This window comes from [Collinsella] massiliensis (assembly GCF_002161605.1).
Taxonomy (GTDB): domain Bacteria; phylum Actinomycetota; class Coriobacteriia; order Coriobacteriales; family Coriobacteriaceae; genus Enorma.
The window spans coordinates 1-23292 of sequence record NZ_NFIE01000008.1; the positions used below are offsets into that span (position 1 = coordinate 1).

Annotated in this window: 22 protein-coding genes; 14 read left to right on the forward strand and 8 right to left on the reverse strand. The window is 67.6% G+C overall.

Going from position 1 to position 23292, the window contains the following annotated elements; genetic code table 11:
- Positions 1-365 precede the first annotated feature (365 nt).
- The 7 genes from B5G02_RS04325 (at position 366) to B5G02_RS04355 (ending at position 6854) form a co-directional block, all read left to right on the forward strand.
- Entirely contained in the window at positions 366-2111 is a 1746-nt protein-coding gene (locus B5G02_RS04325) for an ABC transporter ATP-binding protein/permease (RefSeq protein WP_094335324.1), read from the forward strand.
- Positions 2108-3757: a thiol reductant ABC exporter subunit CydC gene (gene cydC, locus B5G02_RS04330; protein WP_342631419.1), complete on the forward strand. Its 1650-nt coding sequence runs from the start codon at positions 2108-2110 to the stop codon at positions 3755-3757. Before B5G02_RS04325 ends, cydC begins: the two co-directional genes overlap by 4 nt.
- Positions 3757-4131 (forward strand): nitrous oxide-stimulated promoter family protein, encoded by a 375-nt coding sequence (locus B5G02_RS04335; protein WP_094335326.1) that lies wholly within the window; start codon positions 3757-3759, stop codon positions 4129-4131. The genes cydC and B5G02_RS04335 overlap by 1 nt, the downstream gene beginning before the upstream one ends.
- Positions 4131-4514, forward strand: coding sequence for a YbaN family protein (locus B5G02_RS04340; RefSeq protein WP_094335327.1), 384 nt, complete (start codon positions 4131-4133; stop codon positions 4512-4514). Before B5G02_RS04335 ends, B5G02_RS04340 begins: the two co-directional genes overlap by 1 nt.
- Before the next feature lie 191 nt (positions 4515-4705).
- Complete coding sequence (locus B5G02_RS04345; protein WP_094335328.1) at positions 4706-5440, forward strand: hypothetical protein; 735 nt, start codon at positions 4706-4708, stop codon at positions 5438-5440.
- A 237-nt stretch (positions 5441-5677) separates the two neighbouring features.
- A complete protein-coding gene (locus B5G02_RS04350; protein WP_094335329.1) occupies positions 5678-6631 on the forward strand; it encodes a tRNA dihydrouridine synthase in 954 nt (317 codons plus the stop codon).
- Positions 6632-6671: 40 nt separating this feature from the next.
- On the forward strand, positions 6672-6854 hold the full coding sequence (locus tag B5G02_RS04355) for a hypothetical protein (protein WP_019239576.1): 183 nt from the start codon (positions 6672-6674) through the stop codon (positions 6852-6854).
- Positions 6855-6860: 6 nt separating this feature from the next.
- Here B5G02_RS04355 and B5G02_RS04360 read toward each other — a convergent pair whose 3' ends face one another.
- On the reverse strand, positions 6861-7778 hold the full coding sequence (locus B5G02_RS04360; RefSeq protein WP_094335330.1) for a LysR family transcriptional regulator: 918 nt from the start codon (positions 7776-7778) through the stop codon (positions 6861-6863).
- A gap of 170 nt (positions 7779-7948) precedes the next feature.
- Here B5G02_RS04360 and B5G02_RS04365 point away from each other — a divergent pair, with 170 nt between their 5' ends.
- The gene (locus B5G02_RS04365; protein ID WP_094335331.1) at positions 7949-9001 is read left to right on the forward strand and encodes a YeiH family protein; all 1053 of its coding nucleotides are present in this window, start codon (positions 7949-7951) and stop codon (positions 8999-9001) included.
- A gap of 214 nt (positions 9002-9215) precedes the next feature.
- Positions 9216-11231 (forward strand): elongation factor G, encoded by a 2016-nt coding sequence (locus B5G02_RS04370; RefSeq protein WP_094335332.1) that lies wholly within the window; start codon positions 9216-9218, stop codon positions 11229-11231.
- On the opposite strand, the gene B5G02_RS04375 is transcribed toward B5G02_RS04370, so the two are convergent.
- Positions 11228-13204 (reverse strand): glycoside hydrolase family 2 protein, encoded by a 1977-nt coding sequence (locus B5G02_RS04375; protein WP_094335333.1) that lies wholly within the window; start codon positions 13202-13204, stop codon positions 11228-11230. The genes B5G02_RS04370 and B5G02_RS04375 overlap by 4 nt on opposite strands.
- Before the next feature lie 316 nt (positions 13205-13520).
- Between B5G02_RS04375 and B5G02_RS04380 the strand changes: the two genes are divergently transcribed.
- Positions 13521-14996 (forward strand): ATP-binding cassette domain-containing protein, encoded by a 1476-nt coding sequence (locus tag B5G02_RS04380; RefSeq protein ID WP_094335334.1) that lies wholly within the window; start codon positions 13521-13523, stop codon positions 14994-14996.
- 80 nt (positions 14997-15076) lie between these two features.
- Here B5G02_RS04380 and B5G02_RS04385 read toward each other — a convergent pair whose 3' ends face one another.
- Complete coding sequence (locus B5G02_RS04385) at positions 15077-15556, reverse strand: universal stress protein (protein WP_019239566.1); 480 nt, start codon at positions 15554-15556, stop codon at positions 15077-15079.
- 283 nt (positions 15557-15839) lie between these two features.
- Here B5G02_RS04385 and B5G02_RS04390 point away from each other — a divergent pair, with 283 nt between their 5' ends.
- The gene (locus tag B5G02_RS04390; protein WP_019239565.1) at positions 15840-16199 is read left to right on the forward strand and encodes a helix-turn-helix domain-containing protein; all 360 of its coding nucleotides are present in this window, start codon (positions 15840-15842) and stop codon (positions 16197-16199) included.
- A 56-nt stretch (positions 16200-16255) separates the two neighbouring features.
- Here the strand turns inward: B5G02_RS04390 and B5G02_RS04395 are convergent, their stop codons facing one another.
- The 3 genes from B5G02_RS04395 to B5G02_RS04405 form a co-directional block, all read right to left on the reverse strand.
- Positions 16256-16672 (reverse strand): helix-turn-helix domain-containing protein, encoded by a 417-nt coding sequence (locus B5G02_RS04395; RefSeq protein ID WP_094335335.1) that lies wholly within the window; start codon positions 16670-16672, stop codon positions 16256-16258.
- A gap of 165 nt (positions 16673-16837) precedes the next feature.
- Entirely contained in the window at positions 16838-17599 is a 762-nt protein-coding gene (locus B5G02_RS04400) for an ABC transporter permease (protein ID WP_019239562.1), read from the reverse strand.
- The gene (locus B5G02_RS04405; RefSeq protein ID WP_019239561.1) at positions 17600-18454 is read right to left on the reverse strand and encodes an ABC transporter ATP-binding protein; all 855 of its coding nucleotides are present in this window, start codon (positions 18452-18454) and stop codon (positions 17600-17602) included.
- 303 nt (positions 18455-18757) lie between these two features.
- Here B5G02_RS04405 and B5G02_RS04410 point away from each other — a divergent pair, with 303 nt between their 5' ends.
- Positions 18758-19102: a HigA family addiction module antitoxin gene (locus B5G02_RS04410; RefSeq protein WP_019239560.1), complete on the forward strand. Its 345-nt coding sequence runs from the start codon at positions 18758-18760 to the stop codon at positions 19100-19102.
- Between the two features lie 9 nt (positions 19103-19111).
- Here B5G02_RS04410 and B5G02_RS04415 read toward each other — a convergent pair whose 3' ends face one another.
- Positions 19112-20038: a LytTR family transcriptional regulator DNA-binding domain-containing protein gene (locus tag B5G02_RS04415; protein ID WP_019239559.1), complete on the reverse strand. Its 927-nt coding sequence runs from the start codon at positions 20036-20038 to the stop codon at positions 19112-19114.
- Between the two features lie 117 nt (positions 20039-20155).
- On the opposite strand from B5G02_RS04415, the gene B5G02_RS04420 reads away from it, so the two are divergent.
- Both B5G02_RS04420 and B5G02_RS04425 read left to right on the forward strand, forming a co-directional pair.
- Positions 20156-20920, forward strand: a complete 765-nt coding sequence (locus B5G02_RS04420) for an ABC transporter permease (RefSeq protein ID WP_232385532.1) — start codon at positions 20156-20158, stop codon at positions 20918-20920.
- A 206-nt stretch (positions 20921-21126) separates the two neighbouring features.
- Positions 21127-21774: a helix-turn-helix domain-containing protein gene (locus tag B5G02_RS04425; protein WP_094335336.1), complete on the forward strand. Its 648-nt coding sequence runs from the start codon at positions 21127-21129 to the stop codon at positions 21772-21774.
- Between the two features lie 138 nt (positions 21775-21912).
- On the opposite strand, the gene B5G02_RS04430 is transcribed toward B5G02_RS04425, so the two are convergent.
- A complete protein-coding gene (locus B5G02_RS04430) occupies positions 21913-23184 on the reverse strand; it encodes an ATP-binding protein (protein ID WP_094335337.1) in 1272 nt (423 codons plus the stop codon).
- Positions 23185-23292: the final 108 nt, after the last annotated feature.

A 23292-nucleotide genomic window follows, 5' to 3' on the forward strand; every position in this document is an offset into this window, starting at 1 on the left:
GCGGCGCGGGACAGGTCGCTTTGAAGGCGGCCCCGCGGGGGCGCCAGCAGGTAGATGGGTCACCGCGCCGCGTACCGACATGGTATCCGCCGAACGGCGGTACGACCATATTGCAAATTATCAGTGCAGGTAGCGAAGTTGCCGTTTTTCCGGCTACTTGGGCACCCCCGTATAAACCGTTCGTTTCGCTCACTTTGGGAATCCGGCGCAAAAAAGGGGTTGAAAGGAACACGTCCCCAACCAACCCACCGCCCCTCAAAAAGTTAGCCACTTCTAATCTCTCGAGAAATAGTTTACTATGTCTAACCGTTTGGGGCGCAGCGGCCGCCGTGGGGTGCGGCCGCATGACCAGAAAGCGGTTAGATATGATCAACAAGCGGCTCGTGGGGCTGGTGCCCGAGAGCAGGCGCTACATCGCGCTGAACGTCGCCTTCCAATGGGTCTCCCTCGTCGCGAACATCTGCCTGGTCACGGCGATCTGCCGCGTGCTCGGGCGCGTCTTCGCGCACGCGGTGACGCGGGGCGACCTCGTTGCCCTGGCCGCCATCGCGCTCGCGGCCATCGCCGTGCGCGCCCTGTGCACGAGCGGCGCGTCGTGGGCGAGCTTCCGTGCCTCGAGCGCGGTGAAACGCCGCCTGCGCCCCGTCATCTACGAGAAGCTCCTGCGCCTCGGCCCGTCGTATCGCGAGCACGCGCTCACCTCGGAGGTGGTGCAGGTCTCCGTCGAGGGCGTCGACCAGCTCGAGACGTACTTCGGCGCCTACCTGCCGCAGCTCTTCTACGCCCTGCTCGCGCCGCTCACGCTCTTCGCCGTGCTCGCACCGGTGAGCCTGCCGGCGGCCGTGGTGCTGCTCGTGTGCGTGCCGCTCATCCCCGTCGCCATCGCCGTCGTGCAGACGTGGGCGAAGCGCCTGCTCTCCAAGTACTGGGGGAGCTACACGGCGCTCGGCGACACGTTCCTCGAGAACCTCCAGGGCCTCACGACCCTCAAGGTCTACGGCGCGGACGAGATGAAGCAGCGCGAGATGAACGAGCGGGCGGAGGAGTTCCGGCGCATCACCATGCGCGTGCTCGTCATGCAGCTCAACTCCATCGCCATCATGGACATCGTGGCCTATGGCGGCGCGGCGGCGGGCATCGCGGTGGGCCTCTTCCAGCTCCAGTCGGGCGCGGTCGGGCTCACCGGCTGCCTCATGATCATGCTGCTCGCGGCCGACTACTTCCTGCCCATGCGCCAGCTGGGGTCGTTCTTCCACATCGCCATGAACGGCATGGCGGCGAGCGACAAGATCTTCCGCCTGCTCGATGCCGAGGAGCCCGCGCGGGGCACGGCGGCCATGCCGGCGCGCGCGGACCTGCGCGTCGCGGGGCTCGGCTTCACCTACCAGGGCGAGGGTGCCGCGCGCTCCGCGCTCGCCGATGTGGACCTCACGGTTCCCGAGGGGTCGTTCACGGCGATCGTGGGCGAGAGCGGCTGCGGCAAGTCGACGCTCGCCTCGGTGCTCATGGGCAGGAACCGCGTCTACACGGGCTCCGTCACCGTGGGCGGCGTGGAGCTTTCCGAGCTCGACCCGGCCGACCTCATGCGGCAGGTGACCTACGTGGGCCATGCGGGCTACCTGTTCCGCGGCACGGTGCGCGAGAACCTGCTCGCCGCCAAGCCGGACGCCACCGACGACGAGCTCTGGCGGGCGCTCGAGGCCACGCGGCTCGCCGGCTTCCTGCGCGCGGGCAAGGGGCTCGACACGCGCCTCACCGAGCAGGCGTCGAACCTCTCCGGCGGCCAGCGCCAGCGCCTCGCGCTCGCCCGCGCGCTCCTGCACGACAGCCGCGTCTACATCTTCGACGAGGCGGCCTCGAACGTGGACGTGGAGAGCGAGGACGCCATCATGGCGGTCATCGCCGGGCTCGCGCGCGACCGGACGGTGCTGCTCATCTCGCACCGCCTGGCCAGCGTGCGCGCGGCGGACCAGATCGTGGTGCTCGACGCCGGCTCCGTGGCCGAGCGGGGCACCCATGACGAGCTCGTCACCCGCGGCGGCGCCTATGCCGAGCTGTGGGACGCCCAGCAGGAACTTGAGAACTTCGGGACTGAGGAGGTCGCCGCATGAGAAGGACCGGTATCGGCGTGATGGCGCGGCTCGTGGGGCTGGTGCGCCCGCTCGCGGGGTACATGGCGCTCGCGGTGGCGCTCGGGCTCGCCGGGCACCTGTGCGCGACGGCCCTCACCGTGCTCGGCGCATACGGTGTGCTCTCCGTTCTGGGTGAGGCGGCGCTGCCGCTTGTGGGCATCGTGGTTGCGATGGCGCTCTGCGCGGTGGCGCGCGGCGTGCTGCGCTACGGCGAGCAGGCGTGCAACCACTTCATCGCCTTCAAGCTGCTCGCGCTCATCCGCGACCGGATGTTCCGGGCGCTCCGCCGCCTCGCCCCGGCCAAGCTCGAGGGGCGCGGCAAGGGCGAGCTCATCTCCGTCATCACCTCCGACATCGAGCTGCTCGAGGTGTTCTACGCGCACACCATCTCGCCCGCGCTCATCGCGCTCGCGTTCTGCGCGATCCTCGTGGCGTTCATCGGGTCGTTCAACCCGGTCTTGGGTGCGTACGCGGCGCTCTCGTACGCGCTCGTGGGCATCGTGCAGCCGTGGCTGGCCTCGCGCGCGGCAGGCGATGACGGCCTGCGCTTCCGCACGCGCTCGGGCGAGCTCTCGGGGTTCGTCCTCGACAGCCTGCGTGGGCTCGACGAGATCCTGCAGTACGACCAGGGCGAGGCGCGCCTCAAGGAGCTGCGCGCACGAACGGACGCGCTCACCGCGGACGAGGCGCGTCTGAAGCGCGTCGCCGGCAGGAACGCCGCCGCCTCGAGCGCGGGCGTCCTTTTGCTCGATGTGGGGATGCTCCTGCTCGCCGCCTGGCTCGCGCCCGAGGGGGCGCCGCTCGCCGGCGTGCTCGTCCCCACCGTGGCGCTCATGGGCTCGTTCGGCCCGGTGATCGCGCTCGCGAACCTGGGGAGCACGCTGCAGGCGACGTTCGCGGCGGGCAACCGCGTGCTCGACATCCTGGACGAGGATCCGCAGGTCGAGGACGTGCAAGGCCGTGCGCACACGGGCTTCGCCGGCGCGGCGGCGCGCGACGTGGCCTTCTCCTACGACGGCGAGCCGGTGCTCGACGGCATCACACTCGAGGCGCCCGAGGGGAAGATCGTCGGCATCACCGGGCGGAGCGGCAGCGGCAAGTCCACGCTGCTCAAGCTCTTCATGCGCTTCTGGGAGCCCGCGGCGGGGTCGGTCGAGGTCTCGGGCAGGAGCGTGTCGGACGTAAACACCGCGAACCTGCGCGCGCTCGAGTCCTTCGTCACGCAGGAGACCCACCTCTTCCGGGACAGCATCAGGGAGAACCTGCGAATCGCCAAGCTCGACGCGACGGACGAGGAGGTCGAGACCGCGTGCCGCAAGGCGTCGTTGCACGACTTCATCTGCTCGCTGCCCCAGGGCTACGACACGCCCGTGGGGGAGCTCGGCGACGCGCTCTCCGGCGGCGAGCGCCAGCGAATCGGCCTCGCCCGCGCCTTTCTGCGCGACGCCCCGTTCATGCTGCTCGACGAGCCGACGAGCAATCTCGATAGCCTGAACGAGGCGGTGATCCTGCGCGCGCTCGCGCGCGAGCGGGAGGGCAGGACCGTGCTGCTCGTCTCGCACCGCGCCTCGACGATGCGCATCGCCGACGAGGTGGTCTCGGTCGAGCAGGGGAGGGTGTGCTGATGGGCGCCGCGCGCAACCGAAGCGACTCGCCGCGCGTGCGCGCCAAGCGGGAGCGCGAGAAGCGCATGGTGAGCGAGATGATCGCGCTGTGGTGCCGTGCCAAGCACGGGACGCGGGGCGGCGAGCTCTGCCCGGAGTGCGCCGAGCTCGCGGCGTACGCGCGCCGGCGCAGCGATCGCTGCCCGTTCATGGAGGAGAAGACGTTCTGCTCCAATTGCCGGGTGCACTGCTATAGGCCCGCGATGCGCGAGAAGATCCGCGAGGTCATGCGCTTCGCCGGCCCGCGGATGATCTTCCATCACCCTGTGGCGGCGTTGCGGCATGTGTATGAGACCAGGGCTGAGGCCCGGAGGATGGGAAACGAGGAGGCGTGATGAACGTCAAGAAGGTTCTGCTGATCGTGGTGGGTTGCATCGGGCTCGTGCTGGGGGCCATCGGCGCGGTGGTGCCGCTGCTGCCGGCGTTCCCGTTCCTGATGCTCTCCGCATACTGCTTCGCCAAGAGCTCCGAGCGGCTGCACACGTGGTTCACGGGCACCGCGCTCTACCGGAAGAACCTCGAGGGCTTCGTCTCGGGCAAGGGGATGGACTGGGCGACGAAGATCCGCGTGATGGTGACGGTGACCATCCTCATGTCCATCGGCTTCGCCATGATGCACGCGGTGCGCCTGGGCCAGCTCGTGCTGCTCTGCGTGTGGATCTTCCACATCCTCTACTTCTGCTTCGGCGTGAAGACCCGCCGCCCCGCCGCCGAGTAGCGTGCCAGATCGGGATGGGTTGGTTGGGGACGTGTTCCTTTCAACCCCTTTTTGGCGGGGGCGCGTTCGCATCGGCCGCCTTCCTCAAAAGGGGTTGAAAGGAACACGTCCCCAACCAACCCATTCTTGAGCTGCAGCGGAACCAGGGGCACAATGGGAGTAGCGTGGGTCGGAGTTGCGGGGAGGTCGCGGTGTCCCTCGGTGCCAAGAACAATGCGGATGCGAAGCGCGCGGCGCGCGAGCCCCATGCCGCCGGGCAGCGCGCCCAGGACGTGCTCCGGGACGCGGTCGCCGTCGGCGAGAAGGTACGGAAGGACTACGACGCCTCGACCGCGCGGGCGCTGTACCTGGCGACGGTGCTCGGGGCGTGGCACACCGTGATCGGCATCGGCAAGATCGTGTCGGGCGTGCTCGGCACGTCGCTCTTCGCGTGCGTCAACGGCCTCTATACGCTGTTCATGGGGGCGTCGCGCCTGGTCACGGCGACGGGCGCGGTGCGCGCCGGCTCCGGCTCGTCCCGGCGCTACGCTCGGATCGCGGGCGGCATGCTCACGGCGGCGAGCCTGCTCTACGTGGCGTACGCGACGTGGAGCTTCTTCAACCCATCGAGGGTCTACCCGAAGACCGCGGCGTTCGCGATCGTCGCGTTCACGTTTTTGGAGATCGGGCTCAACATCCGGCACCTCATCCAGACGCGCGGCGCGAAGACGGCCATCGAGAAGGCGCTTCGGATCATCTCGCTGGCGAGCTCGCTCATCGCGCTCTCCCTCACGCAGGAGGCGTTCCTGTCGCTGCTGGGCTTTCCGCACGACCCCACCGCCGACGCCTGCATCCGCTGCCTGGCCGGCTTGATCGCGGCATCGCTCGGCGCGTACGTCGTGGTGCGCGCCCGTCCCGGCTCGTCCACGGCGCATGGGTGGAAGTAGCGCCCGGAATGGGTTGGTTGGGGACGTGTTCCTTTCAACCCCTTTTGAGGCGGCTGATACGAGCGCGCCCTCAACCAAAAAGGGGTTGAAAGGAACACGTCCCCAACCAACCCCCCCCAGCCGTCCTCGGTTCCCATGGGGTGATAGTATCTACGGGTCTGCGGCGATATGGGAATAGCCGTAGCCCGTGCGGCCCGCAGCCGCTGTCACACGATGCCGTGAACGAGGGGATTCTCGATGCTTTTCTCGCTGGCGCCCATGGAGGGGATAACGGGTCACGCCTTTCGGCAGGTGCACGCCGCCTGCTTCGGCGCACTCGACCGCTACTACACGCCGTTTCTCACCCCGCCGCAGGTGGGGTCGGCGTTCGGCGGCCGCGCGCGCAAGGAGCTCGATCCGGCCGCCAACCGGGGACTCGATGTCGTCCCCCAGCTGCTCACGAACGATGCGGACCGCTTCGTCTGGGCCGCGCGGCTGCTCGCCGATATGGGCTATGCGGAGGTGAACCTCAACCTGGGCTGCCCGTCGGGGACGGTCGTCGCCAAGGGGCGGGGGTCAGGATTCCTGCGGGATCCGGACGCGCTCGAGGCGTTCCTGCAGGATGTGTGCGCCCGCTCGCCGCTGCCCGTGTCGGTCAAGACGCGGATCGGCATCGCGGACGACGCTGAATACGGGCGCATCCTCGGCATCTACTGCCGCCTTCCGCTCAAGGAGCTCATCGTCCATCCGCGCGTGCAGAAAGACCGCTACCAGGGCAAACCGCGCTGGGAGGCGTACGGTGAGACCCTGGCGCGCGCCCCGTTCCCCGTGGCGTACAACGGCGACATATGTTGCCGCGCCGACCTGGATGCCCTCTGCGCGGCATACCCCCAGACGCGCCATGTGATGCTCGGCCGTGGCATCCTGACCAACCCCGCGCTCGCACGCGAGCTGCGCGGCGGTGGGGCGCTCGCGGCCAGCGAGCTCGCGCGATTCCACGACGAGCTGTACGGCGCCTACAAGGCGGAGATAGGCGGCAACGCGGTGTTCCGCATGAAGGAATGGTGGTCCTACGCCAAGTTCGCTTTCGCCGATTCAACCGCGGTGCATCGCGCCGTGCGGAAGGCGCGCACCACCGCCGAGTACGAGGCGGCCGCCGCGCGCGTGCTGAGTGCGCAGCCGTTGGCGAGCAGTCCGCGGTTCGAGGGGTAGGGGAGCAGCGCGGATCCGCTCTGATGCCTTTGCTCGACCCATGATGGCGGATGCCGATGTCGGTATCCGCCATATTTTGGCTGAAACCGATGTCGGCATCCGCCAAAAATTGGCTGAAACCGACGTCGGCATCCGCCAAAATTGGTTGAAACCGACGTCGGCATCCGCCAAAGACCCCCTCTATGCCGCAGGGCGCGTCGCCGATGCGCTCGCGGACGCATAGGGCGTGCTACCGGGCGGCGCCCGCCTCGGCAACCTTTCGCCAGGCGCGCAGGAGCGCGCGGTAGCTGTCCGCGTAGATGCTGCCACGCTGCCAGACGAGCGAGAAGTCGTGCTCGATGGTGAAGTCCCGGGGCGTGACGTCGACGAGGGCGCCCGCGGCGAGTTCGCGCTCGGCGGCGATGCGGTACAGGAACGAGATTCCCGCGCCCGCCTCGACGCAGGCAAGGATCGCGGGGATGCTCGCGAGCTCGATGACGCCGGCGAAGTCCGCCGTTCCGAGGTCGTGCGCTGCGAGGTTCCGCTCGAGGATGTCGCGGGTGCCCGAGCCCACTTCGCGCAGGATGAGCCGCGCGCCCAAGAGCCCTTCGATGCCCCGCGCCCCGCCCGCACGGAGGCGCTCCGCCAGCTCGGGGCTCGCGACGGCGATGAACGGCTCCCGTGAGAAGACGGCGAAGTCGAAGGCCGTCCGGTCGAACGACCCCTCGACGAGCGCGCAATCGACCTCGCCCGTATCCATGAGGGCGAGGAGCTCGGCGGTGTTTCCCACGCGCATGCAGATGGGCTTCGCCGGGCGAGCGGCCGCGCGCTGCGCGAGGATGCGCGGCACCGCGTAGTCCGCCACGGTGCGCGTGCACCCCAGGTGCAGGGGCGTGGCGTCCGCTCCCTGCGCGCCGGCGCGAAGCTCCGCGCACAGGCGCTCCTCGTCGTTCTCCATCACGGAGAGGGCGCGGTAGAGCATCCGCCCCGCCTCGGTGGGCTCGGCGCCGCGCGTCGTCTTCTCGAAGAGCCGCGCCCCGTAGTGCCGCTCGAGGTGCCGGATATGCTGCGACACCGCGGGCTGCGTGATGTGGAGCTCGCGCGCCGCCTGCGTGAAGCTGCGGCTGCGGTAGACGGCGAGGAACGTGTGCACGCGGTAGTCGAGCATGGGGCTCCTTTCGGCGGGGCGGGCGGAGGCGGTGGCAGCGCGGACGCGTCAGCGCGCAAGCGAGCAGACCGTAAATAATTCTTATGAATATATAAGCAATTCGATAGAAATCATTATAAGCGATGGTGGTAGCTTCAAAGCAACGGAATCCATCGGAAAGGAACGGCTGCATGGAGCTTATCAAGGACTTCAGAAACCTTTGGAAGGGCGTGCTGTTCGCGTTCATCATCGCGGTGCCGGCATGGCTGCTCGGCAAGCAGTTCGAAGTGATCGGCGGCCCGGTCTTCGCCATCATCATCGGCATGGTGCTGGCGCTCCTGGTGCCCGGGCGCGCCGGCGAGCCGCTCGCCGCGGGCATCAAGTTCACCTCCAAGAAGGTGCTCCAGTGGGCGGTGATCCTGCTGGGCTTCGGCCTCAACCTCGCCCAGATCGCGCAAGTGGGCATGACCTCGCTGCCCATCATCGTCGCGACGATCGCCACCTCGCTCATCGTCGCGTACGTGTTGCACCGCGCGCTCAAGATCCCCGGCAAGATCTCCACGCTCGTGGGCGTGGGCTCGTCCATCTGCGGCGGCTCGGCCATCGCGGCGACCGCGCCCGTCATCGACGCGGACGACGAGGAGATCGCCCAGTCCATCAGCGTCATCTTCCTCTTCAACGTCATCGCCGCCCTCGTGTTCCCCACGCTCGGCGTCATCCTCGGCCTCTCCAACGAGGGCTTCGGCCTCTTCGCGGGCACCGCGGTGAACGACACCTCGTCGGTCACGGCGGCCGCGGCGGCGTGGGATGGCATGCACCCCGGCGCGAACACGCTCGATGAGGCGACCATCGTCAAGCTCACGCGCACGCTCGCCATCATCCCCATCACGCTCGCACTCGCGTTCTGGCAGATTCACCTCGCCAAGAAGGCCGCTGCGGAGGGCGAGGGCACGGGCGAGGTCGCGGGCAGCTTCGACCTCAAGCGCATCTTCCCGTTCTTCATCATCTTCTTCGTGCTCGCGAGCGTGGTGACTACGGTCTTCGCGCTGCCGCCCGCCGTGACCGCGCCCATCAAGGAGCTCAGCAAGTTCTTCATCATCATGGCGATGGCCGCCATCGGCTTCAACACGAACATCGTGAAGCTCGTGCGCACGGGCGGCAAGCCCATCCTCATGGGTCTCGTATGCTGGATCGCCATCACGGTGGTGTCGCTCGGCATGCAGCACATGCTCGGGATCTGGTAACGGGCTCCGTTCGAGGGCGCTGCTATACTCTTCCCGACAGCGTGTTTGAAACGCAGACACAACAGAGCGCGGTGAGCACCCGTCGGTAATCTGCTGGCGAGTGGCGCGCATGCGAGAGGGCTCCATGAGGGAGCCCTCTGCGCTACCGGCGCGTCCCGGCGGGGCAGCATCCGCGCCCAGCTCCAACGGGTCGGCGGGGAAGAGGGGAGGCCGCGTGGCAGCTCAGGCGGTTATAGGGCTTCTGGCGCACGTCGATGCGGGCAAGACGACGCTCGCCGAGGCCATGCTGCACGTCTCGGGCGCCATCCGCGCGGCCGGGCGCGTGGACAAGGGCGCCTCCCACCTGGATACTGACGCCATGGAGCGGGCGCGCGGGATCACCATCTTCTCCGCGCAGGCCGCACTCGACTGGAAGGGCGCGCACCTCATGCTCGTCGACGCGCCCGGCCACGTCGATTTCTCTGCCGAGGCCGAGCGCACGCTCCAGGCGCTCGACTACGCGATCCTCGTGGTGGGGGCGAACGACGGCGTGCAGGGGCACACCGAGACGCTCTGGAGCCTGCTCGAGCGCGCCTCCGTCCCGACCTTCATCTTCGTGAACAAAATGGACCTGGAGCATCCCGGCCGCGAAGCGCTCATGCGCGAGCTGCGCGAACGGCTCTCGGCGGGCTGCGTGGACGGGGCGGCGCTGCTCGCGGGCTCCGAGGCGGCGCTCGAGGACGCGGCCGCGACGGATGAGGCGGCGCTCGAGGAATACCTCGATTCCGGCATGCTCGCCGCGAGCACGTGCGCGCGCCTGGTTGCCGAGCGCGCCATCGTCCCGTGCTTCTTCGGCGCGGCGCTGCGCGAGGAGGGCGTCGAGGGGCTTCTCGATGGCCTTGTTGCCCTCATCGCCGAGCGAACGTGGCCGGAGGCGTTCGCCGCCCGCGTGTACCGCGTGAGCAGGGGCGCGCGCGGCGAGCGGCACGCCTGGCTCAAGGTCACGGGCGGCATCTTGCGTGCGAAGGACCTGGTGGACGGCCGGGGCCTGCGCGGGGAGGCGTGGACGGAGAAGATCGACGAGGTCCGCCGCTACCAGGGGGCGAGCTTCGAAACGGTCGCCGAGGTTCCCGCGGGGCAGGTGTGCGCCGTGACCGGGCTTTCCCAAGCGACGCCGGGGTGCGTGCTCGGCGCGGAGCCCGTCGGCGAGCAGCCGGTGCTCGCGCCCGTTCTTTCCTACCAGGTGATTCCCTCCGAGGGGCTGGACGCCACCGCGCTCGTGCGCGCGCTGCGCGAGCTTGCGAGCGAGGACCCGCTGTTGGGCGTCACCTGGCATGAGCAGCTGCAGGAAGCGCACGTGCAGCTCATGGGCGAGGTGCAGCAGGATGTGGTCCGCGAGCAGCTGCGCGAGCGCTACGGCATGGAGGTCTCCTTCGGGACAGGCGGCATCCTGTACAGGGAAACGATCGCGGCGCCCGTCGAGGGCGTGGGGCATTTCGAGCCGCTCCGCCATTATGCCGAGGTGCGGCTCATGCTCGAGCCCTTGTCGCGCGGCTCGGGGCTGGAGTTCGGCACGCGCTGCGCGGAGGACGACCTCGACCGCAATTGGCAGCGGCTCATCTTGACGCACGCCATGGAGCGCGACCATGCGGGCGTGCTCATCGGCGCCCCGCTCACCGATGTCCGGATCACGCTCCTCGCCGGCCGCGCGCACCTGAAGCACACCGAGGGAGGGGATTTCCGCCAGGCGACGTACCGGGCGATCCGGCAGGCGCTCATGTGTGCCCGCGAGCGCGGGGATTGCGTGCTGCTGGAACCTTGGTACCGGTTCCGTCTCACCGTCCCCGCGGAGAACGTGGGGCGCGCGCTCGCTGACCTTGCGCGCATGGCGGCGGAATTCTCGTCTCCCCTGGCTGAGGGCGGCCAGGCGCGCATCGAGGGCGCGGTGCCGGCTTCCGAGGTCGGCGCGTACGCGCTCGAGGTCGCGCGTTACACGGGCGGCCGCGGCCGGCTCTCGCTCGCGTTCTCGGGATACCGCGCGTGCCATGATGCGGAGGCGGTCATCGCGGCGGAAGGGTACGACCCCGAGGCCGACCTTCCCCATACGCCGGATTCCGTGTTCTGCAGCCACGGCGCCGGCTTCACGGTCACGTGGCGCGACGTGCCGGAGCACGCCCACACGGAGGTCGATGCGGCGCGGTTGCGGCCGTACCGCCCCGCCGACGCCGCATTCTTCTCGGCGGGATGTTAAAAAACCCCTGGGGTAATTTTACATACGCGGCGATCGTAGGTGATGAGGCCGTTGACCTCGTCTTCGACGTCGGAGAGCTGCGTGTAGACGTAGCCCGCAAGGCCGTGTGCCTCGAGGTCCCCCGCGGCGGCGAGCGACGCGCGCACCGCCGCGCGCCATGCATCGATGCCGTCGAACTCGCCGTAGCCGTAGGCGGCGTCCGAGAACCGGTGCCCTTCGACCGGCTGCCCCCATCCGCCGAATTCCGAGAGGAAGAGCGCACGGAATCCGCGCTGGGCGACGTAGCCGGAGAGGTGCCCGCGGTCGCGGTCCGCGGTGAGCGGGCGGAAGTAGTTGTGCTGCGAGAGGTAGTCCCCGCAATGCTGGTCGAACCAGCCGCTCACGGCATCGATGGGGCGCGTCGCGTCGATGCCGTGGATGTGCTCGGCCGCTGCGCGGGCATCGAACTGCCCCATGCCCTCGTTGAAGAGCGACCAGGTGGCGATCGAGGGGTGGCATGCGAGCAGGCGCACCATGGCTGCGCAGGTCTCGTTCCATTCGAGCTGGTAGCGCACGTCGGTGGACGCGAGGGCGGCCCGATGGGGCGGGATGTCGTCGCGGAAGCGGCCCCAGGTGCGCTTGAACACCGTGGGCTTGCGGCTGATATGCCACAGGCTGTACGGGCCGCCGCCCTGCACGGCGTCCTGCCATACGAGCATGCCGAGCCGGTCGCAGTGGTAGTACCAGCGTGCGCACTCGATCTTGAGGTGCTTGCGCATCATGGTGAAGCCCGCGGCCTTCATGGCGGAGATGTCGTGGATGAGCGCCTCATCCGAGGGGGCGGTCATGAGGCCATCCGGCCAGTAGCCCTGGTCGAGCACGCCCTTCACGAAATACGGCTCGCCGTTGAGGAAGAAGCGCGGCACGCCCTGGGCATCGCGCTCGATGGAGACGGTGCGAAACGCGCAGTAGCTCTCGACGCTGTCCGGAGCGGACGCGGCTGTCGTGGGCGAACCCTCACAGAGCCGGGCCTTCACCTGGTAGAGGTACGGGTCGTCCGGCGACCACCGGTGCGGGTTCTCGACGGCGAGCGTGGCTCGGAGCCTCCCGCGCGCGTCAAGCGGGAGGGTCTGTTGAAGCACCGTAGCCCCCGCGTGGTCGAGGACGGTGAGCTCGAGGGCGCGGCCGGATGCTTCGGCACCTGCCGCCCGTGCATCGATCGCAAGCGTGCCGTCCGCCGCGCCGCTCAGGGAGAGCGACGTGAGATGCATCGCCGGCACGACTTCGTACCATACACTTTGCCAGATGCCGCTCTGCGCGGTGTACCAGATGCCCCCGGGCGCGAGGCTCTGCTTGCCGCGCGGCTGCACGCCCGCGTCGGAGGGGTCGTACACGCAGAGCATGAGCTCCGTAGGCTCTGTGCTCGCAGGGCGGAGATAGGGCGTGGCGTCGATGTCGAAGGGGAGGTACCCGCCCGCGTGCTCGCCGGCGAGCTGCCCGTTCACGTAGACCGCGCACACCCAGTCGACCGCCTCGAAGTGCAGGATGAGCCGTTCGCCTGCGGTGAGCGCGGGCGGCTCGAAGGTCCGGCGGTACCACAGGAGCTCGTCCGGCCGGAGCATGCGGTTCACCCCGGAGAGCGGGGCCTCGGGAGAGAAGGGGACGCGGATGCGGCCGCTGTTGAAGGTGATGGGCGCAAGGGCGCTGCTCACCACGGCAAGCGCCTCATCGCGGTTGAGCGCCAAGGGTCGGGCGTCTCCCGTGCGGGTGTTGCGCGGGGGAAGCTCCACGGGAAGCGGGGTGAACGCGTACTCCCACATGCCGTTGAGCATGGTGTACGCGTCGCGCCGCGTGGTGGGGCGGGGGTGTTCGGGCAGAACTGGGGCGTCGTCTCCCGCGGAAGCGATCGCTTCGCCCCAAGGGGTCGAGAGGGGCAGGGTGCGCGTGCGCGCGGGTACCTGGGCAGCTTTGAGGGCGCGCCTCACGTCGAGCATGGCTGCCTCCGTTTCTCGATGTTCGCGCCGCCGAGCCCGGCGCGCGAAAGGCCGATGCTGGCTATTGTACCGTGCGGGCGCGTTGTCCGGCCGCGCGGCGAGCGAGGGGCGGGCAATTGACCCTGCATGCACCGCGGCGTATACTCGGCGTGTCGACCGGGCGAGGGCAGAGGGTCCTCGCAGCGCGCGTGGCGGCGCCACCGGAACCGACGGAAGGGAAGCTCGGTGAAGATTCGCTAGATCAATGTCTTGATGAGATGGCAGCGCGATGCCGCGCCGAGCGCGGATGCTGCCTGCGACCAGCGAAGGAGCCCCCATGCAGCTTACCCTTTCGGGCGTGACGTACGCCTACCCCTCATCGTTCGAACCCATCCTCGACCGCGTGAGCATCGCCTTCCCGGAGGGCTGGACCGGCCTTCTGGGCGACAACGGCTGCGGGAAGACCACGCTCGCGAAGATCGCCTGCGGCCTCATCGTGCCGGACGCGGGCAGCGTGTCGCCGCACCTCGCGAGCGCGTACTGCGCGCAGGAGACGGACGACCCGCCCGCGGGCTTGTTCGACTTCGCTGCGGACTTCGGTCGGGACGCGCGCGCCCTCCGCGTAGCGCTCGGCATCGAGGACGACATGCCCTGGCGCTACGACGAGCTCTCGTTCGGCGAGCGCAAGAAGCTGCAGGTCGCGTGCGCGCTCTGGCAGCGGCCGGACGTACTCGTGCTCGACGAGCCCACGAACCACATCGACCATGACGCCCGCGCGCGCATCGCGGGGCTTATCCAGGGCTTCAAGGGCATCGGCATCCTCATCAGCCACGACCGCGAGCTGCTCGACGAGGTCGCCGCGCGCTGCGCCTCGTTCGAGGCGGGCGGCATCGTGGTGCGGCAGGGCGGCTACACGGCGGCGCACGCGCAGGCGGAGCTCGAGCGCGCGACCGTGGTGCGCGAGCGACGCGCGGCGAAGGGCGAGCTCGCGCGCCTCGCGGCCGAGAAGGACGCCCGCGCCCACGAAGCGGCCCGTGCCCAGGCGCGCCGCAGCAAGCGGCACATCGACCCGAAGGACCGTTCGGCGAAGGCCAAGATCGACCTCGCGATCTTCACCGGGCAGGACGGTGCCCGCGGCAGGCTGTCGTCGCAGATGGACGCGCGCATGCAGGCGGCCGAGCGGCGCGTGGGCGCGGCGTTCGTGCACAAGCGCTATGACGGCGACCTGTGGGTCGACGCCGCCCCGAGCCCGCGCAAGGTGGTGGTGCGCATCGCCGAGGCGCGCATCCCGTGTGGCGCCGGTACGCTCCATATCCCCGAGCTCTTCGTGGGGAACCGCGACCACATCGGCATCGTGGGGCCGAACGGCGCCGGTAAATCGACCCTGCTCGGCCATATCCGCCCGCGCATCGCGCGCGACCTCGTCGTCCTCGACATCCCGCAGGAGCTCGACCCGGCGCGCCGCGCGCAGGTGCTCGAGCGCGTGCGCCACCTTTCGGATGCGGAGCGCGGCCGCGTGCTCTCCACGGTGGCGCAGCTCAACTCCGACCCCGACCGCATCCTGGACGGTGGCGCGACGAGCCCCGGCGAGCTGCGCAAGCTCATGCTCGCGCTCGGCATGCTCGAGCATCCCGCGCTCATCATCATGGACGAGCCCACGAACCACCTCGATCTGCATTCCACCGAGGCGCTCGAGCGCGCGCTCGCGGCGTATCCCGGGGCGCTTCTGCTCGTGAGCCACGACCGCGTGTTCCTCGACGGCTGCACGACGGCGACCTGGAAGGTGCGTGACGGGGCGGTCACGGCGCGCTAACAGATGCGGGGCGGACGCCCGGGGGTTCCAGGCATCCGCCCCGCCGCGCGCCGCCGTGCCCGGCGCACGCTTCCCATCCGCTATTTCACGGTGAGGATGGGCACATCCACAGAGCGGAGCACGCCGTAGCTCACGCTGCCGAGCATGCCGCGCAGCGCGCCCACGCCGCGCCGCCCCATGACCACGAGGTCGATGTTGTTGTTCTCGACGTAATTCGCGATGCCCTCCACGGGCGAGGCATCGATGACGGCGTCCACGGACACCTTGCAGCGCGCGCCGTCGAGCGATTCCTTCACCACCTGCTGCAGGTCGGTGCGGGTGCGGCTCACGAGGACGTCCATGAGCTGGTCGTAGCTCTCGGGGTTCACGACGGTGGGCGAGACGTCGAAGCCGTCGCCGGTGAACGGGACGCCGGGCAGGGCGCGGGCGGGGATGATGGTGACGACGTGCACCTTCGCGTCCGGCTCGTCGCCCACCATGGCGAGCGCGGTGTGCAGGGCGCTGAGCGCGTGGTCGGACTCGTCGTAGGGAACCAAGATGTTGCGGAAGTACATGGACATGGCAACCTCCCTCGAGCTCATGCGGCACGCGGCCGCTGATATGACTCGTATACCCGTTGCGGCCGGTGCGGGGACGCCGGCGCGCCCATACTGGGCGAACAGCCGGTTTCGCGCGGTGAAAGGCGCGGGCGGGAGCACGGGCGGGGGCGTGGCGGGCGGTCTGTTCGGCGAAATAGCGCGCGCAACCGATATGCAACCGCATGTTGCGCGATAGGTGGTGGAGGCAACGGGCGGCCTGCGCGACACTTCCCGTATCATAGGACGCGAGAGACAAGGAGCCACCATGTACCCGAGCGCGTATGAACTGTTCATCATCTTCACGATACTTGTCGTGAATGTGCTGCCGTGGCTGCTCTTCGTGGTGGCCGCGGTGCTCGCGATCCGCTGGTTCGTCCGCCAGGAACGCGCGCGCAAGGACGCCCAGACGGTCGCCGTGCGCCGCTCGCTCGGCGAGGCGCTGCGCGCGGAGCGCGAGCGCTGCCGGATGACGCAGGAGTTCGTCGCCCAGCACGTGGGCGTGAGCCGGCAGGCGGTGAGCAAGTGGGAGCAGGGCACGTCCGAGCCGAGCACCACGAACCTCATCAAGCTCGCGAAGCTCTACGACGTGGACCCTGCCGACCTGCTGCGCAGCGTGAGCGGATAGGCGGAGCGGCGCGATCGGGCAGCTGCGCCGCCTAGCCCGTCCGTCGGCGGCAGCGCCTACTCGTCGGCCTCCCCGCCATCCATGAGCTGGACGATCCCCAGGCAGGCGACGCCGATGCCGAGCAGGCAGAAGGCGTTTCGCGGCTCGACCTCGTCCATGATAGTGAGCGCGGTCACGCCGACGCCCATGGCGAGCGCGACGGCCTTGAGGACGAGGCGCACGAGTGCGGGCGCCTTCGTTCGCGCGCCTTCCGGGTTCTTGGCAGCCGTCTGCACCTCGAGCAGCTCGTCGACCGAGGTGTCGAGGAGCTCGGCGAGCTTGGGGAGGGTTGCCACGTCGGGAAACGAGAGGTCGCGCTCCCACTTGGACACGGCTTTGTCGGTCACGCCCATCTGTCGGGCGAGGTCGAGCTGGGTCATGCCCTTCTGCTTGCGGAGGGCGGAGATGGTGGCGCCGAAGCTCTTCTGTGCCATGGGTGTCCTTTCGTCGGCGGCTTTTCGAGCGACCCCATCGTTCCATAGGGCGCATCCGCACTCAACCGACCGCCAGTTGAGTTCACTCGACCGATGGTAGAGTAGCAGGTTACGCGCCCGCGAGCTGGGTGTTTCGTGAAATCTGGAACCTGGCGCGCCTCAGGGTCAGTTGTCGCGCGCGAGCCGGCGGAAGAGGGCTGCGAACGCGACGGCGCCCGCCGCCGTCCAGGCGAGGGTCACGGCGAGCGGCGTGAGCGCTTCCGCTGTGAGGAGCTGCCCCTCTGCGGCAAGGTTGAGCAGGTCGTAGACGCCGCCGAGCGGGGTCACGCGAGCAAAGGCCTCGATCGCCGCGCTCGCCACGCCGAAGGTCGGAACGAGCACGAGCAGCAACACGGGCACGCTGAAGAACCCGGCGGTCATCTGGTCGCGCGACGCGAGCCCCAGCACGAGGGAGATGAGCGTCACCGGCACCGCGCCCAGGAAGGTGAGGAGCAGGTATGCGGGCAAGAGCCCCGGCGCGCCGCCGGCAGCGAAGAAGCAACCCGCGCCCACCACCATGGTCGCTGCCAGCGCCACAGCGCCTTTCGAGGTTGCGACCTCGCCCGCCCCCACGTTGGCGAGCATGAGCGTGCGCAGGGTGCGCTTCTCCTTCTCCTCGGCGATGCCGTAGATGAGCACCATGGGAACTACCATGCCGACGGACATGCACAAGCCGGAGCCGAGTAGGTAGCGCCCGACTGCCTCCCCCGCCCGCGCGGCCTCGGCGCCGGTGAGATCTGAGCCTGCGGTGGTGTCGCCCATGATTAAGCGGAAGAGCAGCATAAAGCCGATGGGCATGAGACACACTGTGAACATCGTGGGATTCTTGAACAGGTCGGCGAAGTCCTTGTTTGCCAGGGCGCCGATGCGCCGCAGGGTCGCGTTCATCTAAAACTCCCTTCCGGTGAGCTCGAGGAAGACTTCCTCGAGATCGGGTTCATCCGAGTGCATGGTGATGACCTCGCCCGCAGCGAGCAGGTCGCGCACGGTGTTTGCGGCCTTGGCGTCTTTTGTTAGCTCGAGGACGCCTTGGGTGCGCGTCGTGACCACGATGCGGTTGCGCGCGAACCTCATGGTAAGCGATGCCGGCGCGTCGAGCGCGATGATGCGTCCGGCATCGAGGATGGCGAGCTGGTCGCAGAGCGTCTCGGCCTCGGTCATGTCGTGTGTCGTGATGAAGATGGTGGTGCCCCCGCGCTTAAGCTCGGCGAGCATCCGGTGCACCTCGGCGCGAGCCGCCGGATCGAGGCCGCTTGTGGGTTCGTCAAGGAAGACGAGCTCCGGGCTGTGGATGAGGGCAGCGAGGAGCGCTGCGCGCTGCCGCATGCCCTTCGAGCAGTTCTTGATGAGGGTACGGCGGTCGCGGTCGAGTCCCATCCGCTCGAGCAAGCGGTCGATGTCGCGTGCTCCGCGCCCGCGGATGTGCGCATAGAGTCTGAGGTTCTCCTCGATGGAGAGCCGTTCGTAGAGGGAGCTTGTGTCCGAGAGGATTCCGATGCGGTCGTAATCCGCACCACTCGCGTGCTCAATGGGGCGTCCGAAGAGGCCGATGCGCCCGGCGTCTGCCGTAAGCTGGCGGGTGAGCAGCTTGATCGTGGTCGTCTTACCCGCGCCTGAGGGGCCGAGGAAGCCGAAGCATGTGCCCCGCTCCACGCTGAACGTGAGGCCGTCGAGTACGCGCTTCGCGCCGAAGGAGAGGCAGACGCCCTCCATGGAGAGGACGGCATTATGCGTTGCGCTCATCGTTCTGCTCCTTCCGTGCGTCGCGTTCGATTCCTTGTTTCCTCATGAGGCTTCCTTTCGTCGTTTCCGGTGGATGGCTGGGTGTTTGCCCGTGGCCTCATCCTCGTCGGGGAGGCGAGTGCAGGCAAGGCGTTTTGTCTATCAGGAGCAGGGAAAACGACGAGAGGAGCATAGGGGGCGACGACAGGAGTAGGGAGCATTGACGCGGAAGGGCAATCGCCTTGCAGTATACGAACATATGTTCTAATATAGAAATGCGATTGTCCCTCATACGCTTCAAATGGGTCGAAGGAGGTACTGAGGATGTTGAAATCGTCGACTATCGTTGAGACGGTGCCTGCGGGTATTCCGCTCGACCCGGTTACGCCGGGCGAGCTGCTGCGGGAGGAGTTTCTCGTCCCGCTCGGCATCTCGCAGTATCGCTTGGCAAAGGAGACGGGCATTCCCGTGCAGCGGATCGGGCAGATCGTGCTCGGGCGCCGCTCCATCACGGCCGATACCGATTTGCGGCTGTGCCGGTTTTTCGGGCTGTCCGATGGCTACTGGCTGCGCGCGCAGGCTGCATACGACATCGAGGTCGCGCGCCGAAAGCTCGAACCTGAACTGAGCAAGATCAGGCCATGGCGGCGCGTCGTCGCGCTACGCTAGCCGTCGCTGCTAGCGCCAGCCGTAGCGCTCGCGCATGGCCTCGGCGCGCCCCTTGGCAAGTGGAACCTGCGTCGCCCGTGCGTCGGCGAGCGTCAGATTGAAGCTGTTGCGGGTGAAGCGCTCGACCTTCGCCACCTTCTGCACGTTCACGATGTACGAGCGATGGCAGCGAAAGAAGCCGAAGCGCTCGAGCTCCACCTCAAGCTCGTCGAGCGTGAGCGTGACGGGATAGAGCTCCCCGCGGACGGAGGCGAAGTTCTGCCGGTTCACGCTTTCCACGAAGTCGACCTCGCGCGGGTCGAGGAGCAGCGTCGCACCATCCACGCGTGCGGGCAGCTTGAATACGCGTACCTCGTCGCCTGCATACTCGCCTTCATCGTCCTCGCCCACAGCGGTCTGCGCCTCGAACAGGCGGCCATCTTCTTCATAAAAGGCCGTGCCGGGCATGAGGAGCGCTTCGCGCAGAGGCTCGCCGGCTGTGATGAGGATGCCGCCGTCGTCAACGACCGTTCCCATCCAGGCGGTTACGATGCCGCGTGTGGCAGGGGTGATATCGGCAAGGGGTCGCTCGCAGAATACCACCTCGGGTTCGAAGAGGCTCATGCGTGCGAAGTTCATGAGCGCGCGTTGCTCGGGATTGAGCTTTTTGACGGGGGTGCGCGCGGCAGGTGAGAGGCCGAAGTGCGTCAGCACGTCGTCGGCAGAGACGACGCCGCCCGCGAGGCGCGAGAAGAACTTGAGGTAGGAACGGACGGTCTCGCGATCGAACCCCCGGTCGGTGATGAGGTAGAAGGCGCAGCGGCGCCGCGCGTAGCGCTCGTGAACAAAGCGTACCGCGCGATCGACGGTCTCGCGCGAGCATTCGAGGTGCACGCTCTCATCTGCGCGTGCCTCGAGCAGCTCTTCGATGCTGTCGTAGGATGTCGCTGCGGCCACTGGTAGCCTCCTTTTCGCTGAGGGCGGAACGAGCAGGCCGGCGCCCGTCGCTTCGCGGTGTAGCGCGGTTGTTTTTCGATCCCGCTGCATCCTGCCCTGTTCAGTATATCGGGTATCATGGGTCGCATGATGGGAAGGACATTTGCTACCATACGTGCGCTTGTGGCGCGCGACCTTTTGGATGCGGTGCGCAACTCCACCCTGTTCATGTCAGGTGCGGTGGGGGTGGCTCTGGCTGTGTTCATCGTGCGCATCGTCGAGCATGCGCCGAGATTCGCTGCCGGTGAGCTGCCCGCATATGCGTGCACGGCTGCGCTTTGTATCCCGCCTGCCTTCACGGGTTGCGTGATGCTGCTCTATGTGATGGCCGAGGAGCGCGAGCGCGGCGTTTGCCTCACACTCGCTGAGGCTGGGGTGACACCCCGTGCGTTCGCTGTGTCGAAATGGCTCGCTGGAACCCTGGCGGCGCTCTTCGCGCAGGTCGTTGCCTGTCTGCTTCTGGGTTTCTCGCCTGTGCAAACGCTCGGACTCGGTGCGTTCGCACTCGTGGTGATGCAACCGTTGCTGCTTGCGGGACTTGCCTGCGGACTTATGGCGACCGAGCAAATGTCATCGAGCGTTCTCGCCGCCCCGCTCACGCTTGTTGCTGTCGCGCCCATTCTCTCGTTCATGTCGGTATCGGTGCGCGCGGTAACGTGGCTGCTGCCCTTGGGGCCTGCTGTCGAGTTGGTTCGAACGGCGCAGGGGCTTGCACCCATAGTACCTGTTCCGGTGCTTTTCGCGGTGCTTCTATTCTGGCTCATCGCCTCGGGCGCGCTTGCGGTCTGGGCGCTTCGCCGGTATGCCCGGCAGCTTGCCGCAGAGCGCGATCGTCTCGCGTAGGGGCACCAAGGGGGCGTTTCGCCTTGGCATTCCGACCAATCATGCTGCCTTCAAACTATGGAACCGTTCCAGTTCGTCGCGGATAGCGCATCTGGCGGCACGCTCACCTCACTCTACGCTCCGTAGGTAGCGCGGCGGCGATGGATATCCCATACTGAGGCGGTCAACAGGGCGCATGCCATCAACCTCATCTGAAAGGGGCCGACATGTCCGGCTATCTCACCGCTTCCACCATCAAGTCTCTCCGCGAGCATCGCGGGCTCACGCAGCGCGCCCTGGCAGACGCCGTGGGCGTGACCGACAAGGCCGTGTCCAAATGGGAATCCGGTCGTGGGCTGCCGGATATCTCGCTTGTGGAGCCGCTCGCCGCCGCGCTCGGCATCTCGGTGGCCGAGCTTCTGACCGGCGACGTGCGGCAGAACGCCAACCGGGCGGGCAATCTGCTGCGCGCGCGGTTCTACGTGTGTCCCATCTGCGGCAACGTGGTCTATGCGCTCGGCGAGGGGTCGTTTTCGTGCTGCGGCGTGCAGCTCCTGCCCTGCGAGGCCGAGCCCGCAGAGCCCGGCAAGATGGCGGCGCCGACCGAGGAGCTCGAGCCGGGGAGCGCCGGGTGCCATGCCATCTCGGTCGAGCGCATCGAGGACGAATGGTACGTCACGCTCGACCACCCCATGCGCAAGGACCACTTCATCAGCTTCATCGCGTACGTGTCCACGGGCGGTGTGGCCATCCAGAAGCTCTACCCCGAGCAGGAGGCGGCCGCGCGCTTCCGCGCCGGGATGTCGGGCGTCATCTACGCGTACTGCAACCGGCACGGTCTGTTCTCCGCCCGCACGCCGCGTCGTCAGCGATAAAATGGTGTCAGACACCTTTTTATCGGTCGGCGACGATGCCGATGTAATAAAACCCCTGGGGTGATTTTACGGGTTGGGGACGGGGTGTTTCACCCTGGTACGGGACGCGGTGACCCCGTCTCGCTCCCCAGTGCATTTCTACCCGCACAGGCTCAGCAGGAACTTCCACGCGGGCACGATCTCGATGCGCACGCCGTCGCGCTCGATCGTTTCCTCTTCCTCCTTGGTCACGATGACGAGACGTTCTACCGAGTCATCCACGTGCGCGAGCCGCGTAAGGTTCGCGACCTCGCGTTCGCGCGCGCTGCCTGCAACGGAGTAGGCAACCTGGACGGCGAGCCCAGATTCGGGAACGTAAAAGTCGACGTCGATGCCGGTTTTCGGTGACTTGAGGTAATGCAGCCCCTCGCCGAAGCGGTCGCGCAGCGCGACGGCTATCTCGTTTTCCAGCAGCGCGGTATCCCGATCGAAGAGAAAGAGGTTCAGCAGGCCGTTGTCCGAGAAATAGTACTTGGGCGAGCCCTCTCGCTCCACGAACTTGGCCGTCGCGTTGGTGATGCTGAACAGCAGGTACGCCTCCCGGGCGTAGCCCAGGTACGCGATCACGGTGTCTTTCGAGATGCGGTGCCCGATGCTTTGCAACGTGTGGTGAAGCGCAGAGAACGAGACCTCGTTGCGAACGGTCTCGGCGACCTTTTTCATGAGGACGCGCAATGCGTCCACGTTCCGCACGTTGTAGCGCGCAGCCACGTCTCCCAGCAGCACCTTTTGATAGACGTTCTCGACGTACGCGCGTGGGGAGGAGAAGCGCAGGGACTCGGGAAAGCCACCCTGTTCGTAGAAGGTGTCGAAGCAATGAGAGATGCGGCCGATCTCCCGCGTGGTGTACAGGGCGCCGCCCGTATGCGTCTGCCCGAGGGCATCGAGGTACTCGTCGAAGCGGTAGGGCGTCACGTGCAGGGAGAAATACCTGCCTCCCAGCGTCGAGGAGATCTGGCTGCTGAGCATGGCCGCGTTGCTTCCCGTGATGTAGATGCGCTCGCCGGCGTCGGCAAGTCGCCGAGCGAACTTCTCCCAGCTCGCGACGTTCTGGATCTCGTCAAAGAAGAAGTAGCCGCGCTCGTGGCTGAGTTCGCTTTGGGCGAGCAGGATGTCCTGGAAATCGGCGGACGTGAAGTCTGCCAGACGCTCGTCCTCGAAGTTGATGTATATGACGCGCTCCCACGCGACGCCACTCTGCACAAGGTCGTGCACGATTCCGTAGAGGAGCGTTGACTTTCCCGCGCGGCGGAGACCCGTCACAACGTAGTTCGCCTGGGGGTCGAGCGCGTAACGGCGGGGAATGATCTGCGCGTTGCGGATGACCTCATGCTGGTCGAAGATGATGCGCTTGAGCAATTCTCGATTCACAGGCACCTCGGTTCATTATGTCTTGTATATTCGACAAGATTATAATGATTCTGTCTTTTATAGTCGACAAACTTGAATAGATGGGCAGACTCGTTTCGTCCCGCACTT